Raw genomic sequence first — 18,519 nt, 5'->3', positions numbered from 1 at the left:
TTATTCCCCCTCGATCGACTTTCTAACAAAGCCTTGGTTTTTCGATAATTTGTTCTTAGCTGATTCAGCCGAACTCCCAGTTAGGATCATGATGATCGCAACTTTAACATCATTGTTTGCTTGTTTAAGCGCAATTTCTGCGTCAGAGTACTCGCAATCAGTAGCAGTGACGATGATCCGTTTGGCGCGTTCAACTAATTTTTCGTTGGTCGGTTTGACATCGACCATCAAATTCTGGTAGACCTTGCCGATCTTGATCATTGCCGTAGTTGAAAGCATGTTTAAGATCAACTTTTGAGTCGTACCAGCTTTTAAACGTGTCGATCCAGTCAAAACTTCGGGTCCGGATACCACTTCGATCGGATATTTGGCAATTTTTCCGATCTCGGAATCATTGGAACAAGCAATACTGATCGTTGTTGCCAAAGAATCATTGGCAAACTTTAATCCGCCGATCACATAAGGCGTCCGGCCACTTGCGGCAATACCAACGACACAGTCCGTACTGCTCAAATTGATTTTTTCAAGATCTGTTTGTGCTAGTGTCAGCGAATCTTCTGCACCTTCGACCGCGACTGTCATCGCAGTAGGACCTCCGGCAATTAGACCTTGAACCATGTCTGGATCAGTTCCAAAAGTCGGTACGCATTCAGCAGCATCTAGAACACCTAAACGGCCACTAGTCCCAGCACCTAAATAAATCAATCTGCCGCCAAGTTTGAAACTGTGGATAATCTGTTTTACAGCTTCATCGATCTGCGGCAATGATTTTCGGATCTGCTGGGGGACCTTGTGATCTTCTTGATTCATCACGTGCAAGATCTCGCTGGTACTCATCTGATCTAAGTTCATTGACTTCGGATTTCTTTGTTCGGTTGATAATTTAGATAGATCCATCATTTCCCCCTGATAATTTATTTAAAAAGATTTTTTGACCTGCGCCAACATATTGTAAAAGCGACTGATCGGTTTTGGTGATGGATCCAATCACATTGACTTTTTCATCACCTGGCAGATTGGTTTTAACAATTTGTAATTCTCCCATGTAGCGACCGTATAATTCGTTGTCGACAGTGATAGCACCGATTGACCGTTCAACGTTATTTTGAGCAGGGATGTTTGGAACCCGTCTTTGTCGTCCTTCAACAATACGAATAACGTCTAATGCGGGATCTAAGCGATTGTGCAAGATATCTGGCAACTCAGATAAAACAGTTTCGTCAAATGCTTGATAATCCAAAACTAGGCAGTGTTGAACGAAATATTGTTTGAACTTATGCTGCATCGAGGTTGAAAGTCCTGGGTCTCCGATAAAGACTTTATCAGTTCCGAGTTCAAGTAGTTGGATCGTGTTGGCTAAAGGATTTTTGTTTCGTTGCGATTCTAGGGTAGGGAGACCGAGCTTTAATGGTCCTCGCAAATGCTGGTCACCAGGTATGAATGCTTGAGTCTTAAAGCCCAACGATTTTAGCCAACGATTTCTTTTAGCAAACCAGTCGATCCCCAAACCGGTTTCTGGCCGCGGATAAAAATTGTGCCAGGCCTCTATTCGTGAAAAATCCACCTGATATTCATGCAGCTGTGAATACAAATCTTTGTTGATGGTACTAGCATTTAACGCAATCGGCATTTCTTGGCTGATATCGCGAATATCCTCAGGTGAAAAGCCATCGTCTAATCTTAAGGTTAGTTTCGCCGTTAAATTATGCGGCAAGTACTTCAATGAATCTTTATCGACATCGACGACAACGCTCAGACCATCATTTTCAGCCAGCTGCATCAATTGTTGCATGCGTTTGGTTTTAACTTGCGGATCATCTTCTGGTATATGCAAAGAAGTAAAAACTTCTTCAAAACCGTGATCGGCCATCTGTTGAAAGTACATTTGTGCTTTTGTATCGATTGGATCATTTAAGTAATACGAAAATCCCAGCATAAACATCACCCCTGTAAGCGTTTTAACAAAGACAGAATATTCCTTAAGAAACAATATTTCAATAATTGTTTAAAAATATATTAAATTATGAAATATTATTATTACGCAAAAAAAATCAGGTCGAAAAATCGACCTGATTTGATAGCTACGTACATTATATTTTAAATAAATCAATTAAATTGCAGCATACATTTCCTTGATACTGGCAACTGATGCGTCCCATTTGGCTTGTTCTTTATCTGTGAAATCGAGTGGATAGATCTTTTCAATGCCATCTGCACCGATCATAGCAGGTTCGCCAATGTAAATGCCTTCTTGTTCATTAAAGACAGACACTGGCATAACTTTTTTACTGTCGCTAAGCACAGTTTGGACGATCAAAGCAGCTTGATTAGCGATTCCGTAGCAAGTAAAGCCTTTGCCGAAGAAAATATCTACGCCGTTTTGCTTAGCTTGGTTCTCAAGATCATCTTGTTCTTCTTGAGTCAACTTATCTGACAGGATGGTGTTTTCAATTCTGACCTTTGTCCAAGGAACAAATTGCGTCATACCATGTTCACCAAAGACATGACCGTGAACACTGTTGGCATGCACGCCCAACTTATCGCTGACGGCTTGTTTCATCCGAGCGGTGTCTAAGGAAGTACCAGTTCCGAAGACATGATTTTTAGGAAGTCCTGACAATTCTTGCAAATGTCTGGCAATTACATCGCAAGGATTAGTGATGTTGATCAAGATGCCGTTAAAGCCAGATTCTTTGATCTTTGGTCCCCATTCTTCAGCAACTTTTTTAGTATAGTTCAATTCGTCGAAACGATTTCCGCTTCCTTGTTGAACAGCAATTTTTCCGGCTGAAAAAATGATAATGTCGGTATCTTTTAGCTCTGACAAATCAGGACGGATGATATCAACATGTGAATTTAATCCGACTTGGCCATCTTTAAGATCTTTATATTGGGCGGTCACGATTTTCTCATGTTTATCAAATAATACTAGTTCATCGATCAAATCACGACTGACCAAAGTGTAGGCTGTTGTACTGCCAACATGGCCTAAACCAATAATTGCAACTTTACTCATTAAAAGCACCCCTTAGAAGATATATTAAAGCTGAATAAAAATATCTTGGTCTATTTTTAATAAAATGTCAACTAAATTAGGGGGAAACTAATTTTGAAAAAATACAATTTACTCTTAATCTTGGATATAATTGAATTAATATTATTTAGATGAAGGAAAAACATGAAAAAAATTCAAGTCGCTTTTTTTGATGTGGATGGAACTTTGGCTACTCATAATCATGGTCAAAATACCTCGATACTAGATCGAGTTCCAGATTCTGCCAAAAAGGCTATCAAGATCCTCAAAAAACATCAGATATTGCCAGTTATTGCCACCGGGAGAAATCGAGGGATGATCAAGGAATTATTGACGGAATTAGAGTTGAATAATTTGATCGCCAATAATGGCCGATTCGTTGAATTATCTGGTCAAATAATCATGGAGGATTATTTTGAGGACGGACAATTAAGGTCTATCGTCTCCGAACTGAATCAACAACAAGTGCCATTCTGTTTTGAAACAGCAGATATTCTGTACAAACATCGCTCTAATACGTTTGAACCTGATAGTTCCATGGACCTAGTCGAAATTGCTGATGGGACGTTGCCAGAAAAAGTCATTCAGATGATCTACCGCAAAAACAAACCAGACCAACAGGTACAATTAAAAACTGTTGGTGCAAAAGCTGTCAAAGTTGCTCCGACTGTTTACGATATTACCAAGGCTCAATCTAATAAGGCTGTCGGCGTGAGAAAATTTTTGCAGCAGATTCAAATTGACCCAGACAATGCAATTGCGTTTGGCGATGAGGAAAACGATCTAGAAATGTTTGATTGCGTGGGTTATTCAGTTGCCATGGGCAATGCTGATGAATATGTGCAAAAGGCGGCTGACTATGTTACTTCTGATATTAAAAAAGACGGCATTTTAAACGCCGTCTTAAATCTTGATCTGTAATAAATGCTGTTTGAGCCATTGCCAGGCTTCGTGAAATGAGTAAGCTGAAGCAAATGACAACAGCCAAGTAAAGCAATAGCTGACGATGATTGCTGACCAGACGTTGGTTGACTTTGTATTTAGGTCAAGCAATTTCCAGATAATAAAAAGCCAGAAGACATTGGATAAATAGGCTCGATATGCGTATTGACTGAGGAAATGGATCAGAGGTAAAATTTTACTCTGTCGTTCGATCAAGTAATAGGCTAGTCCCGCTATCAAAAAAATTATCGAAAGGTCATAAACAACCATCGAATATTTGTAATACGGTGCATTTGACAATTTGACTGGATAACCGAATTTAGCTAGTTCCCAGTTGATGTACAGAAATGATACTGCGAATATTATCACGACTAGCCATAAATATTTTGTCAAAATTTTTTTGCAGAAATTTTGGTATCTGACGAACATTAGGCCTAAGAGCGCATAAATGAAAAAGCTGATAAAGACTCGATCAAACAAGTACAGCTCGTTAGATAGCTTGCCAGTAAAGATGTTTTCGTAATAAAAACCGATCCAGGTCAAGAACAACAATGTAGCCACAATGAAAAATATTAGAGAAAATTTGGTTGAGCGAATACTTTGATCGTAGATCCAGACAAATAGCGGCATTAAGATGATAAATTGCAACATCATCGTGTTGTACCAAAGGTGCGGTGCAGCATTGCCATTAACGAATTGCCACAAAAAGCTAACTAGATCATTGTAGGGATGTTTTTGCTGAACTGATGGTATCAGTATTAGATAGATCAATGTCCAATAAATCGTCGGGACAAACAAAGCAGACCACTGATTTTTAGCGTAATTTATCCAGTCACGTTCTTCTTGATCCGGCGTGGTACGAATCGTGGTGTATAAAATGCCAAAGATAAAGACTGGTGCCGTAAATTTGACTAAGTTGTAAATAATGCCGATCAGACTTTGACTTAACTGTGAAGGATCTTTCGTGATCCCAAAAGCTAGGACAGATTGGAGGATAACTGCTGTACAAGCAAATACCTTCATAAAGTCGCCAACATCGGCTTTTTCAATTTGAGTTTGGATCTTGATTACCTCGATTATTTTGATGAGTTTACTTCGTCGACTAACTGCGTCGGTTAATGATATTCTATTATTATATAGTTGCAGTTTTCATGCAACCAATGGCGTTGTTTTCAAACGACGAAGAATTATGTTTAAGGAGTCTTCATGATTAGCAGTCCAAATGAAATATTAAAAGACACTTTCGGATACGATGAATTTCGACCTGGACAACTCCAGATAATTCAAAACGTCCTTGATGGTAAAAGAACTTTAGGCATTATGCCAACTGGTGGCGGGAAATCAGTTTGCTACCAGATCCCAGCCTTGATGTTTTCAGGTGTTACTTTAGTGGTCTCGCCATTGATCTCGTTAATGAAAGACCAGGTTGATGGACTTAACGAAATGAATATTCCAGCAACTTTTATTAATAGTACGTTAAATTACATTGAAGCAAATGAAAGAATGCGGTATATCGAATCTGGGGCCGTCAAACTACTGTACGTTGCTCCTGAACGGATCGAGAATCCGGATTTTTCTAATTGGCTGACAAATCTGCCAATTGATTTAATTGCCGTCGATGAAGCTCACGTCTTATCTTCTTGGGGACATGATTTTCGTCCGAGCTATTTGAATATCATTGAACCTTTGAATCAATTGCCAACGAATCCACCAATTTTAGCTTTGACGGCTACTGCGACTAACCGTGTGCAAGAGGATTTGATGAATATTTTAGGCATCGATGCAGCTGATGTTGTCAAAACTGGTTTTGAAAGGTCTAATTTAGCTTTGAAAATTGAACGTGGAGTCAATAAACCACGTTATATTTTAGAGTACGTTCAAGCTCATCCTGGAGAAGCGGGAATCATCTATGCTGGTAAGCGAAAAGATGTTGAAAAAATTTACGAGGATCTAAAAGAAAAGGGTGTCAAAGTTGGTAAATATCATGCCGGTTTAGACGATGATGTGCGTCACCAAATGCAAGAAGCATTTTTATTTGATGAAGTTGATGTGATCATTGCTACTAATGCGTTTGGTATGGGAATCAACAAGACTAACGTCCGCTATGTGATCCACTATTCTATCCCCGGTACGATCGAAAGTTACTACCAGGAAGTAGGTAGGGCAGGGCGTGATGGTTTACCATCTGAGGCTATCTTGCTGTATTCTCCAGCAGATCTGCGACTTCACCGTTTCTTTATCGAACAGTCAGATGCAGATGATGAGTACAAGCAAAGTTTGACTGAGAAACTTCGCGAAATGAATCAATATGCTCAAACAGAACTTTGTTTGATGAATTATATCCTGAAGTATTTTGGTGAAACCAAAACTGAGCCTTGTGGCCATTGCTCGAATTGTTTGGATGAAAGGCCAGAACATGATGTGACTTCAGAAACTCAAAAGGCTTTGAGCTGTGTCGTCAGAATGGACCAAAAGTATGGTAAAAAGACTGTTTCAAGCGTGTTAGCAGGCAAGCCTGATGTTGCAAATGACTGGCGCAATTTCGGTAAATTAAGTACTTTTGGGCTAATGCACGATGAAACTTTGAAGTTTATTGAAGAGTTCATCGATTTTTTGACTGCCAATGATTATTTGAGAACTTCTGAAGGACCTTATCCGTTGATCCAGTTGACGCACAAGGGATTAAAAGTACTCAAGGGCGAGTTAGAAGTTAAACGTCGAGAGACGAAAATCACACAAGCTAGACGTCCGATCATGGATGATGATGGCAATTACGATCAACAATTATTCGAACGCCTCCGTAAATTGCGACTTAATTTGGCGCATGCAGCTGACGTTCCGCCGTTTGTGATTTTTTCTGACCGTACATTACGTGATATGGCGCAGATCATGCCTAAAAATAGCTCAGAATTTTTGACAGTTTCTGGCGTGGGTCATGCCAAATTAGAAAGATATGGCGACAAATTCATTCACGAGATCAAAGAATATCAAGCTTCGTAGTATTTGTTTGAATAAATGTTTTACGAAAACATCTAAAACAAACAAATCCCACACCTAGGAGGAAGAACCATGGACCATAGAATTGCAATTTTATCTGACATACATGGCAATGTGACTGCATTGGATACAGTTTTAAAGCAGCTGCAAACCGAAAATATTACCGAATATTGGTTTTTAGGCGACCTTCTGACTCCTGGACCTGGAGTAAATGATATCTTTGATCGGCTCAATAACCTTAATTTAACGGCGTTTATTCGTGGAAATTGGGACGATATCGTAATTCATATCATGCATGACAATGAAAAGTATCTCGACTTTGACAATGACGGGTACATCCATGTTGCTAGAATGGTCGAATACTTATCCGATACCATGACCGTAGCAAATTATCAGCAATTAAAGAATGCACCGACCTACAAAAATTTGACGATCAACGGTCTGAACCTCCAGTTATCGCATAACTTCACCTTCAAGAATTCTGGACATGAACTGTTGCCTTACGAGATCCAAGGAAACTTTGATGAGCTCGTGGAAAATAACTCGGTCGATATGGCATTTTATGGTCATACGCATCATCAAGTTATGCGTACGACTTCTGAGGACCAGATGATCATCAACCCTGGATCGATTGGCGAACCATACACACGTTGGCAAAAGTTTAGCGATGATCTTCGTGCAGAATACGCCATCTTGGACATTGATTCGTCTGGATATTCGAACGTGTCCTTTAAACGCGCCTCATACGACGTCAAAGCAGAACTAGATTTAGCTAAGCAATTGCAGTTGCCATATATCGAGTTATATGATTATTTGCTGCATACAGGTAAAGCTAGTACACATGATTTAGATTCCTTGAAAAAATATAATCAGCAATATGGATATCGAGAAGACGTTATTAATTACTTTAAAAAGTTACGGAAACATCATTTTTAATATTAGGCAGATAACTGATCGCGAGGTCGGTTATTTTTCTCAAAAATGTTACTTCGTATAATATATATTATGTAACCTTGAATATGATTATTGAATCTACATCGTATTTAGCTCTCCCCTCAAGCAAAAATCTCTGACGCAATCCTCACTAACTCATGAGATAATAAAAAACATAGAACACAAATAATTTTGTTGAGAGGATCAATTTATGACTGAAAACCACGACAAACTCCACACCGAAGAATTATATCTACCAGATGATCCGGAATTATCAAACAAACAAGCTGAGTACATGGATCAACTATTTGATTACAATCAGCTAAGGCATTCAGAATCAGCAAAAAAACAAGCTCTTTTGTCAGAGATGTTTGCTGACATTGGTCCAAATTGCTATATCGAAACGCCATTTTATGCTAACTTTGGCGGTCGCCACGTGCATTTTGGTAAAAATGTCTATGCTAATTTTAATCTCACTTTAGTTGACGATACGCACATTTATGTTGGCGATTATACTTTAATTGGTCCAAATGTGACAATTGCTACCGCTGGACATCCAATTCAACCAGATTTGAGAAAGTCTGGCTACCAATACAATGCTTCTGTCCATGTTGGAAAAAATTGTTGGCTTGGTGCCGGCGTAATCGTACTACCAGGCATCACAATTGGTGATAACGTGATTGCTGGTGCTGGAGCAATCGTTACCAAAAATCTGCCTGACAATGTTGTCGCTGTTGGTAATCCAGCTCGAGTGCTTCGTGAAGTCAACGAGCATGATCAAAAATATTATTTCAAAAATCATCTAATACCTTGGAATGAATTAAAATAACAAAAAAGCAAATGAGATCGTAAAATTCAATCTCATTTGCTTTTTAAATTTGCTTTGTGTGATCCTTTTTATCCAAGAGAAATTTCCAATAAGCACTGACTAAGAGCTTGTGTTTATTATCCATTTCTGTCTGCGTATAAGTGTGATGTTTAGTTTTTTGAAAAATTGGATTATCATTTAAAAAATCGTTTAGACCATCAATGTCAATTGATGTTGCCCAATCAGGAATAACATCATCCGAGCTAATTAAATTCTTTTCGTTAGTCATCATCAATACTCCTTTTTTATATTGCTCCATGAGTATAAGCAGGTTAACAATAAAAGTGAAGTAATAAGTTCTAAAAAGGTGTCCCCCCACTCTACTATCAAGAATTGTTAGGGCACATACGATGGGTTTAATAAGCAGAAAATTAGATGAAATTATAGCAGGAATTATTGACAAAATCATTTGTACTTTCCATTAAATCGATTGAATTGTCGTTTAAATGAATAATGGATCTGTATACACTCGATCCCCATAATACTAAAAGTTATTAAGTAATTTAAATAAATAATGAGACCGGGTATTCCCAATCTCATTAATGTTAATTTTTGAAGTTTTAAAATGTCTGTAGAAAAGTTTTTAATATACAATTATGCGTTACGTTTCTTGAATCCCAGTACTGAAGCGATAACAGCTAATAAACCACCAAAAGCACCAATGATGGGATTGTGATCTTCACCAGTTTGAGGGAACGTCTTCATTCCTGATTGTGAAGCTGGGGCTGATAATGATGTTGATTGGCCAGTAACTGAAGGAGTAGTAGATGATTTTATTGCGCGTGATGAAGAATTAGTTGCTGGGGCAGCAGCACCTTGGACAGGTTCTGAACCTTCTGAATCATGTGGAAGTGCCCATTGATGTGTAAAGTCACTTTCAATAGGTTTGACACCATATGAACCATCTTGGTTCTTTACCATACCATTATCTAGTGATTCTCCTGTATCTTGTGATTCTCCTGTAAATACGCCACCATTTACATCATCAGTTTCGTTAGCTATTGAACCATAATTAACATTATAAGTTACAGGTGTTACCGTTGTTTTAGGTGTTGTTTGTTCTGGTGTAACTTCTTGTGTTGCTTTAGGTGTTACTGATACTGATTTATATGTTTCTTGCTTTTGTACTGGTTCTTGTGATACTTGTTCTGTCTTAGCGGCTGCACCATCAACGGTTGCAGCTTTAACGGTGGTTCCAACAAATGGGACTGAAAGTACGACTGCTGATGCTAATGTAATGACACTGATTTTAACAGCTTTCTTAGCGTTGTTACCTTGTAATGTATTAAACATAATATAAATTTCTCCCTTTTCCCTATCATTAATTAAGCGCTAAAACATTATATCCAAGTATTTTGAAGCTATAACATATAAAATTGATTCATCCATTGGGATGATTACCTCAACTTGGAATTACAAAACCGGGTTCTTTTTTACCAAATTTATTTATTAATGGAACCCCCCCTTATTAAGTAGAATCACCAGCTAAAAAACGATAATGATTCATGTTTCGTAATAAGAATATGCCACTTTATCTCAAAACTACAGCAACAACCAATGAATATATTAATAAAAAATAAAAGGGTATTTCTCCTTTTATACATTTGAGAAATATCCTTTTTAAGTTTGCAATTTTTTACACATTTCTGGTATGTACGTTTTTATCCCTGATGAATTTCCAATAAGCATTAACGAATAATTTATACAGTTGGGTAAATTTTGAGTATGTATAAAATATTGGATTGTCATTTAAAAATGCATTTAAACCTTCAATATCTAGTGCTGTAGTCCAATCAGGAATAACATGATCAGAGCTAATTAAATTTTTTTGTTAGTCACCATCAATATTTCTTTTTATATTGACCATGAATATAAGCAGTCTTGTAATAAAAGCGAAGTAATAAGTCCTATAATTGTTCCCCCCACTCTACTATCAAGTAGTGTTAGGGTATATGTAATGGTGTTTTCAAGGAGGACATTAGATGAAACTAGAGGAAGAATTGTTCACGAAATTAGATGGGTATCAAGATGAAATTATCAATTTGAGACGTTATTTTCATCAGCATCCAGAGGTCTCATTTAAGGAACAGCATACTGCTGAGTATATCAAAAATTATTATCACGATTTAGGAATTGAAACTAAGAACTATGGATCTGGATACGGAATCGTAGTTGATATCGATTCTGGACGACCTGGCAAAACGATTGCTCTAAGAGCCGACTTTGACGCTTTAGCTATCCAAGAAGACAATGATTTGCCGTTCAAGTCAGAAAATTCTGGTGTTATGCATGCTTGTGGTCACGACGGTCACACAGCTTATATGATGGTTTTGGCGAAAACATTAAATGAATTAAAGAATCAGCTGCATGGAAAAATTAGAATTATCCATCAACCAGCTGAAGAGATCTCACCAGGTGGCGCCAAGTCAATGATCGATGCTGGAGTTTTAGAAGATGTCGATAATGTAATTGGGGCTCATGTAATGTCGTCAATGCCCACTGGTACGATTGCATATCACACAAAAGAAACCCAAACTGGACGAGCCAGCTTTACTATTACATTTACCGGGGCTGGTGGACATGCTTCAATGCCTCATCTAGCAAAAGATGCCATCGTAGCGGGAAGTTATTTTGTTACCGCATTACAAACGGTTGTATCACGCAATATTGACCCATTTGATACAGCTAGCGTAACAATAGGATCATTTGATGGAGTTGGATCAAATAACGCTATCAAAGCCTCTGTTGAACTCAAAGGCGATGTTAGGATCATGAAAGAGTCAACCAGAAAACTGATCAGAGAACGGATTGAAAAAATTGCGGATGGCATTTGCGACATGTTCAATGTCACATCTAAAATCGATTACGATGACAATTATCCCGTCTTATACAATGATCCTGATTTAACGCAAAGGGTCGTTTCAGCAATAGACGGTGCAAAGATTCCTGAATTGACGAAGATTTTTGACTGCGGTCCACAAGACCCCTCTGAAGACTTTGCTTATTTTGCGCAAGATCGTCCGAGCTGCTTTTTCTACGTTGGATGTCAAACTAAAGATGGTGCCAATCACCCGCATCATAGTCCCAATTTCTATATGGATGAGGATTGTTTAATTATTGCGGCTAAAGCCATGGGTGCTGCAGTTCTACAAAATTTATAAGTATTCTAAAAGGGCTGTGACATAACTGCTATTTTCTACAAACATGCAGCATAAACGTGCGACAAAACAAAGCGCCCTCCGCTTAACTACGAAGAGGATCTAATTCAAAATACGAATTAGATCCTCTTTTACATTAATGCTCAGGCACAAACAATGTGCTGATTCCATCAAGCACCATGTTTTGTTGCACGCTTTTTAAAGTGTCTTATGAAAGTCCCCCACTGGAACCTCCACCTATTCCAGATGAATCTCCGAGGCCACCGGTTGGTACACCCATCGATGAGATATCATTGCTTGAACCGCCAAGATTGATAAAATCGTTGGAGTAAAATGCGTCAGCCAAGCTTATCATGAAGCCATATCCGAGTGCAGGATTGGTATCGTAATAAATGCTCAACGGTGAATCAGTCAATTGTGACGTGTCAAAATTTATCCGCAGATCTTCAAGGACTTTTAATGATAGATCAAATGCGACAGCATATGGTAAAACATCTTCCCAAAGCGTCAAATCTCCTATTTTTGCAGAATTTAAAGATGAGATAGATTTCAAGACATGTTTGAATCCTTTTATTTCGGCTGCCTCGCGTTGTCCTAAGGAGGTGTAGACGGTTATTTTTCGATTTATACGATAGAAAATAAACCAGCTCAGGATTATTACTAAGCCACAAATTATTCCAGTAGCAATCAAATAACTAGGAGCCAAGAACGGCACTAAAATGAACTGGATCGCAGCAAACGTAGTCGTCATCAAAGCTAAGCTAGCTAACATTGATTTTACATGATCATTTTTTTCGTCAATGTATTTTGAACGACCAATTGCTGCTCGACGGCGCCATTTTTGAAATTCATACCAGAGGTCTAATCCTTGATACTCAGCAATTTGTTTGGTCGTTACTGATTTTCCGTCACCAACACGAGTGACTAGAAATTCGTAAAATTCATCATCAGGCTTTTTGATCAAAGAAATTTCATAAGTATCAGATAATTGTTTTAATCCCAGATGGTTTCGTTTTACTTGAATCATTAATTCTCCAATAAAGCTAGAAAGATCAGCAGTTTCATTTTTAGTCAAAATTATTTTTGCCATGCTAGGAGAAACGTCAGGTGTATCAAACCAATTTTGTAAATCACCTAGCTGATAATCGGTATCAAACTTATCGTAATTTAAATGTTTAAATCGGTTCCGATAGACTATGGCGGTCACAATGATAAAAGCAGCAGCAATCATCCAAAATACGACTTTTTTAAAAATTATTCGTTGTGCAATTTTATGCTGTTGATTGAGAATGTTCTGACGTTTGTTTTGGTGAACGATATTTTTATTTTGAGGCACCCAACTCACCGGAAAAATTAGTCGGTTGTCTAGTGGTTGATGATTAGTCAATTTAGAGATATAAACACTCATTTGACCAGCTTTTTCGTTCTTATTCAAATTGTACACACTCGGACCGCTGACCCACATATTAACTGATTTGAGAGTTTTCTTTGGGAATTGATAAGTAACTTTTACGTGGGAGATCTTCTTTTCCCAATCATTACCAACTACCCTCCAATATATTTCAGCAGTATCGGAATAATTCGTCACGAATTTTTTAACATGGTATTTGTAAATGGCAGTTGCGGAATTGTTAGTGATAGTATGCCGAATATTAGCCGCCAGCAGGTGGTCGCCAGTCACCGAATCATAAGTGTTATCCCCTGAGGTTTCGTAGCGTAAAGGGACCTCATTTTTCCCATCAAAAAGTTGAATCGACGTTAAACTAGGATTGGAACCCTTTTTTAGACTTTGACTAAAGGCAACATTCTTCTTGCTGCCGGAAACGTGATACTTGATCAACTGGCGAACATCAGCACTGCCATTAGAATTAACGGTCACAAATGTCTGATATTGGTCGATCGAATAACTGCTAGCTTGTGACTCATTGTGATTCAAGAAGAATGTAAAAGTAGCAAATAAAATTATTATGGCAAATAAAAAGTTGTTTTTCCGCATAGATCCCCCTGTTTGGAAAAACAACTTATTCTATTCTTCGTTGAGATAGATTCTAAATCTTGGAATTTCTAAACTAGTAAAAATGAGTGAAAACAGGCCACCAAAGATATAAACAATAACTAGATTTAAGATAAAACTTCCATTGAAGGTATCTTGCAAGGTTGAAGGAATAGCTAAAATTGCAATTATTAATCCCCATAATAATGCATTATATAAATTGTATTTCCAAGGCTTTATTAGTTTGTCTCGGTCTACCAGTACATGTTTGATAAAAAGGTACTTCAAGTAGACCCAAACGGAAATGATTATTAATATAATTATACCTTTGATTATGCTAAAAACAGCAAAAGTATTGAATATTAAGTCTAAAATGATTGGAAAAATGAAAAATACGATCAAAGGCCATTTGTTAGCAAGGTACCAATCGGATAATTTCGTATTTAGTCGATATTTTGTTACGCTTTTGTGGATATAATCATCGAATATTTCAGTCAAAAATAAATCTCCCCTATAATTGATTCACTAAAAAAGAGATGCATCAGCATCTCTTAATCAAGTGGATTTGTTTTAGTATTTACTAAGTCAGATTCGAGTAACCAGGCATTCGTACCGATTCGATAATATTTAACGTTAGTATTAAAGTCAATCGATCTACGGTCAGTGGCCCATCTTGAACCGGTTGAAACAGTTCTGGATGTTGGGTTGCCGTAATCATCGTAAATAACAGCGTTGTTGTTTGCGGTGATAACTTTTCCAGCTAAAAAACTTGCCCAAGGCAACACGTCAGCGGCTTTAACGAAACCGTTATTTGAGACGTGTAAGTAATAAGAACCATTAATAACAGCGACAATGTCAGATCCCCAATCGGTTCCAGGTGCTAGTCGAAGGTTAGTATATAGTTTGCCATCGCGATCGTACATATTTACATAACTATTTCGTGTGCTTGCTCCACCACGAATATCGCTGAACACATAGCTGTTATCACTCTTTGCTTGGTAATCCGCAGCAGCATTCGAGTTATTACGTTCAGCATCTACTGAAGCGTATTTAGAAGCATTTGCATAATCGTTTTTGGTAGTTAAATAATATACATTACGGTCATTAAAACTACTTTTTGCAGCATATGTAGCATCGTTTCCAATTTCTTGACTAAAATAAATCATGCCGTTAGTACCAATAGTTACACCAATTCCGATATAACCTACGTATGGGTTCAGCATATTTTTGCGATGTCCATAATTAGGAATCGTGTCATTTTTTTCGTTATAAAATTCTTGAGTTATCGTCTTAGCGATTTCAGTTGGATCATTTGATAAGGTGCCCAATGGCAATTGGCCGATATTTTCTTCAGCTGTTAAATTGTAAGGAGCCATATTGCTTGAATCCCAGCCAACATGGTTGTCAATACCGGTACCATTACCTGCAAAACTATCAGTTCTTTGTTGCGCATAGTTATTTAGTACGCCAACTTCCGTTAAAGCATTGAGACCATTTTGTGCACGTAGGTCATTGATCTCAGAAAGCATAGCAGTTTTGATTGCAGATGCATCAACAGCTGTAGTTGCTTGTGTTTTGGCAGTTGTTGCAGAATCGTTTGCTGAGCTTTGATTAGCTGTTTGGACTTGTTCGGTAGATGTTGTGGCGTCAGACGTAGTAGTATCAGCAAAACTAGTTGCAGCTGTGCCAAATGTTGTTGTTATTAATAATGCAGTTGAAAAAAGTACAGCAATACTTCTCTTATTAATTTTCATAATATCCCCCATAAAATTTAAGCACTAAATAATCCCGTAAAATTAAGATTTATCAAAATCTCTGATCCAAGCAATTGCCAGTGCTCCTCGACCAAGATGAGCTCCGATGACTGGTCCAAAGTATGATCGGTCAAGGGTTAGATCAGGATACTTTTGACGTAAATGGTCAGCCCATTCATCTCCAGCTTCCTTATCATCTCCATCAATCACTAATAGACGTAATGGATATTCAGATTCCTTGACTGCCTTTTTCAGTTTGTCTTCAGCTTTACCCTTAGCTTTTTTCAAGGAACGAACCTTGTCATAAGCAATAATGTGGTGACTAACTGAATCAAATTCCAAAAGTGGCTTGATATTAAGCATTGTTCCGATCACGGCAGAAGCATTTGAAAGTCTTCCACCTTTAACTAAGTTCTTAAGATCACTCACAACAAATGATTCGTCGATGGTGTTTCGTAAAATATTTAGTCGTTTGATGATCTCGTTTAAGGCTTTTCCATCTTGGGCCATTTCGGCAGCTTCTTGAACTAGGTAACCCATTAATCGAACTGTGATCCATGAGTCGTACACAACTACGTTGATGTTTTCGACTGTTTCGGCGGCACTCTTAAGATTATTTACAAATCCTGAGATCGAAGCGGCAAGATGAATTGAAATAACCGCATCATAGCCTTCTTTTGCTAAATTGTCGTAAAGTTTCAACATTTCGCCAATTGGAGGCTGTGCTGTTGAAGGTAATTCCGGTGATTTTTGTAAAAGATCGTAAAATTCTGACGTTGTTATGTCGATATCTTCACGATATGACTTTGTATCAAACACAACTTCAATTGGCACAACAGTGATGTTGTATCTCTCGACTATTTCTGTTGGCAAGTAAGCCGTGCTATCAGTTACAATGGCAATTTTCATAAATTTATCAATTCCTCGTTTACTCACGTATAATGGATGTATAACCATTTGATTATATCATATGAAAGGCATAATATATTTATCGCACTCTAAAATCAATGCCTAATTCAAAATTAAGTATAAAATAAGAATTAACACATTCATAGCAACAAATTATAATATCTCCATATTAAAAAAAGAATTATTAAGAGGTCACAATTAATGTCATTTGATGGAATGTTTACTCATTCAATGGTAAACGAATTAAACACAAAATTAAAAGGCGGTCGAATTGCTAAAATTCAACAACCTTTTGCAAACGAATTGATCTTAACGATTCGGAGCGAACGTAAGAATCAACAATTATTATTATCTGCACATCCAAGTTATGCCAGAATTCAAATAACCAATCAACCATTTGAAAATCCGGCTAAACCATCGACTTTTGTCATGTCGCTAAGAAAATATATTACTAGTGCCATCGTTCAAGGATTTAGACAACTCAACAACGACCGAGTTGTCAGCATCGATTTGAGTGCTAAAAATGAATTAGGCGATATCCACTCTTATACGATGACGATCGAGATCATGAGCCGTCACAGCAATATCTTCTTAGTCAATAATGACGATGGAAGAATTATTGATTTAGTAAAACGTGTTTCTCCCGAAAACAATAGTTTTAGAGGCTTACTGCCGGGAGATACGTATCAACTACCACCTTCACAACACAAGCAGAATCCGTTTGCGGCTGAAGATGGAGATTTTCAGGGCTTAGAGACCGCAGCAGATATTAGAAATAAATTTGAAGGTATCGGACTAGATACTTCAGATGAGTTGCTTAGCATTATGCAGGCAAAACAGGATCCAAAAGAGTTTATTAATAGTTTTGATGAGGTGGTTTCTCCAAATACTGCTAAACAATCAAAAAACAACAAACTCGGTTTTTTCCCAGTCGAATACAAAAACACGACTAACCTAGTTGGTTTCTACCCTACCCTAGCCGAATTACTGGATAATTATTATTTAGATCGCGCCAGGATCGACCGAATTGAACAACAGACTAAAAGCGTCACCCATCGCTTGAGTATTATCCTTAAAAAAGATAAATCCAAGATCAAAAAGCTTAATAAACAGCTTAAACAAACCAAGATCATGGACGAATACAATCTGTATGGAGAATTGTTGACTACATACATGTCACAAATTCAACGTGGTTCAAAATCGATCACTTTGACTAACTATTACAACAATGAAGAAGTAACAATCAAACTTAATCCCGAATTTTCGCCTTCTGAAAATGCTCAAAGCTATTACAAGCGTTACCGGAAGTTGCAAAATTCAATTCCGCATATTAATGAGCAATTGGAAATAACTACTTCAGAAGTTAACTATTTGGAATCAGTTCTGGCATCGCTTGAGTACGTTGATATTGAAGATGTTGACGGAATCATTGCTGAACTCGAAGAATCCGGCTATATCAAGAAGAAGAAGAAACACGCCCGTCGTAAAAAGAAGAAGACTATCGGAGAACGTTTTGAAACCTCTAATGGTATCCCAGTCGTTGTTGGTAAAAACAACATTGAAAATGATCAATTAACGATGAAATTAGCTCAAAAAAATCATTATTGGTTCCACGTTAAGGATATGCCAGGTTCTCACGTGATCTTAGAATCGAGTGATCCAGACGAACAATCAATTGTTGAAGCAGCTTCGATTGCTGCATATTATTCTAAAGCACGGGAATCAGCCAAAGTCCCTGTTGATTATTTGCAAGTTAGAAATATTCGTAAACCAAATGGAGCAAAACCTGGTTTCGTAATTTTTGAGGGACAAACAACGATCTTAGTTGATCCAGATCGTAATTTAGTAGATAAATTGAGACAAAAATAAAAGTTCAGAATCTGCCATCGATGCAGGTTCTGAACTTTTTGTATTTATAGCTTAATTAATAT

16 protein-coding genes are annotated in these 18,519 nt (G+C 37.6%); 6 read left to right on the top strand and 10 right to left on the bottom strand.

All coding sequences use genetic code 11. The features are described from left to right. The 3 genes from murQ to LKF16_RS01990 all read right to left on the bottom strand — a co-directional run bounded on the left by murQ (nucleotide 1) and on the right by LKF16_RS01990 (nucleotide 3,016). Entirely contained in the window at nucleotides 1–897 is an 897-nt protein-coding gene (gene murQ, locus LKF16_RS02000) for an N-acetylmuramic acid 6-phosphate etherase (protein ID WP_291468172.1), read from the bottom strand. Beyond that, the gene (locus LKF16_RS01995) at nucleotides 884–1,936 is read right to left on the bottom strand and encodes a MupG family TIM beta-alpha barrel fold protein (protein WP_291468170.1); all 1,053 of its coding nucleotides are present in this window, start codon (nucleotides 1,934–1,936) and stop codon (nucleotides 884–886) included. The genes murQ and LKF16_RS01995 overlap by 14 nt, the downstream gene beginning before the upstream one ends. 174 nt (nucleotides 1,937–2,110) lie before the next feature. Next, nucleotides 2,111–3,016, bottom strand: coding sequence for an L-lactate dehydrogenase (locus tag LKF16_RS01990; RefSeq protein WP_291468169.1), 906 nt, complete (start codon nucleotides 3,014–3,016; stop codon nucleotides 2,111–2,113). Nucleotides 3,017–3,178: 162 nt separating this feature from the next. Here LKF16_RS01990 and LKF16_RS01985 point away from each other — a divergent pair, with 162 nt between their 5' ends. Then, entirely contained in the window at nucleotides 3,179–3,955 is a 777-nt protein-coding gene (locus LKF16_RS01985) for a Cof-type HAD-IIB family hydrolase (protein WP_291468168.1), read from the top strand. Here the strand turns inward: LKF16_RS01985 and LKF16_RS01980 are convergent. Then, complete coding sequence (locus LKF16_RS01980) at nucleotides 3,938–4,999, bottom strand: acyltransferase (protein ID WP_291468167.1); 1,062 nt, start codon at nucleotides 4,997–4,999, stop codon at nucleotides 3,938–3,940. The genes LKF16_RS01985 and LKF16_RS01980 overlap by 18 nt on opposite strands. 183 nt (nucleotides 5,000–5,182) lie before the next feature. On the opposite strand from LKF16_RS01980, the gene recQ reads away from it, so the two are divergent. The 3 genes from recQ (at nucleotide 5,183) to LKF16_RS01965 (ending at nucleotide 8,735) form a co-directional block, all read left to right on the top strand. Next, nucleotides 5,183–6,976, top strand: a complete 1,794-nt coding sequence (gene recQ / locus LKF16_RS01975) for a DNA helicase RecQ (RefSeq protein WP_434735153.1) — start codon at nucleotides 5,183–5,185, stop codon at nucleotides 6,974–6,976. A gap of 69 nt (nucleotides 6,977–7,045) precedes the next feature. After that, nucleotides 7,046–7,909, top strand: a complete 864-nt coding sequence (locus LKF16_RS01970) for a metallophosphoesterase family protein (protein WP_291468166.1) — start codon at nucleotides 7,046–7,048, stop codon at nucleotides 7,907–7,909. 208 nt (nucleotides 7,910–8,117) lie between these two features. Then, nucleotides 8,118–8,735, top strand: a complete 618-nt coding sequence (locus tag LKF16_RS01965) for a sugar O-acetyltransferase (RefSeq protein ID WP_291468165.1) — start codon at nucleotides 8,118–8,120, stop codon at nucleotides 8,733–8,735. 43 nt (nucleotides 8,736–8,778) lie between these two features. Here LKF16_RS01965 and LKF16_RS01960 read toward each other — a convergent pair whose 3' ends face one another. Then, nucleotides 8,779–9,003, bottom strand: coding sequence for a hypothetical protein (locus LKF16_RS01960; RefSeq protein WP_291468164.1), 225 nt, complete (start codon nucleotides 9,001–9,003; stop codon nucleotides 8,779–8,781). 365 nt (nucleotides 9,004–9,368) lie between these two features. Continuing rightward, nucleotides 9,369–10,067 carry an LPXTG cell wall anchor domain-containing protein gene (locus LKF16_RS01955; RefSeq protein ID WP_291468162.1) on the bottom strand — a complete coding sequence of 233 codons (699 nt, stop codon included), beginning with the start codon at nucleotides 10,065–10,067 and terminating at the stop codon, nucleotides 9,369–9,371. Between the two features lie 689 nt (nucleotides 10,068–10,756). On the opposite strand from LKF16_RS01955, the gene LKF16_RS01950 reads away from it, so the two are divergent. Then, entirely contained in the window at nucleotides 10,757–11,935 is a 1,179-nt protein-coding gene (locus LKF16_RS01950; protein ID WP_291468160.1) for an amidohydrolase, read from the top strand. Nucleotides 11,936–12,140: 205 nt separating this feature from the next. Here LKF16_RS01950 and LKF16_RS01945 read toward each other — a convergent pair whose 3' ends face one another. The 4 genes from LKF16_RS01945 to LKF16_RS01930 are packed head-to-tail and all read right to left on the bottom strand — an operon-like array spanning nucleotide 12,141 to nucleotide 16,588. Then, nucleotides 12,141–13,928, bottom strand: coding sequence for a DUF2207 domain-containing protein (locus LKF16_RS01945; RefSeq protein WP_291468157.1), 1,788 nt, complete (start codon nucleotides 13,926–13,928; stop codon nucleotides 12,141–12,143). 30 nt (nucleotides 13,929–13,958) lie between these two features. Further along, nucleotides 13,959–14,423: a hypothetical protein gene (locus tag LKF16_RS01940; protein WP_291468155.1), complete on the bottom strand. Its 465-nt coding sequence runs from the start codon at nucleotides 14,421–14,423 to the stop codon at nucleotides 13,959–13,961. A gap of 53 nt (nucleotides 14,424–14,476) precedes the next feature. Next, nucleotides 14,477–15,679, bottom strand: coding sequence for a CAP domain-containing protein (locus tag LKF16_RS01935; RefSeq protein ID WP_291468153.1), 1,203 nt, complete (start codon nucleotides 15,677–15,679; stop codon nucleotides 14,477–14,479). A 42-nt stretch (nucleotides 15,680–15,721) separates the two neighbouring features. Then, the gene (locus tag LKF16_RS01930) at nucleotides 15,722–16,588 is read right to left on the bottom strand and encodes a DegV family protein (RefSeq protein ID WP_291468151.1); all 867 of its coding nucleotides are present in this window, start codon (nucleotides 16,586–16,588) and stop codon (nucleotides 15,722–15,724) included. A gap of 201 nt (nucleotides 16,589–16,789) precedes the next feature. On the opposite strand from LKF16_RS01930, the gene LKF16_RS01925 reads away from it, so the two are divergent. Continuing rightward, on the top strand, nucleotides 16,790–18,457 hold the full coding sequence (locus LKF16_RS01925) for an Rqc2 family fibronectin-binding protein (RefSeq protein ID WP_291468149.1): 1,668 nt from the start codon (nucleotides 16,790–16,792) through the stop codon (nucleotides 18,455–18,457). Nucleotides 18,458–18,519 lie beyond the last annotated feature (62 nt).

Source organism: Companilactobacillus sp. (assembly GCF_022484265.1).
Classification (GTDB): domain Bacteria; phylum Bacillota; class Bacilli; order Lactobacillales; family Lactobacillaceae; genus Companilactobacillus.
This window is presented reverse-complemented; position numbering and strand designations above follow the sequence as displayed.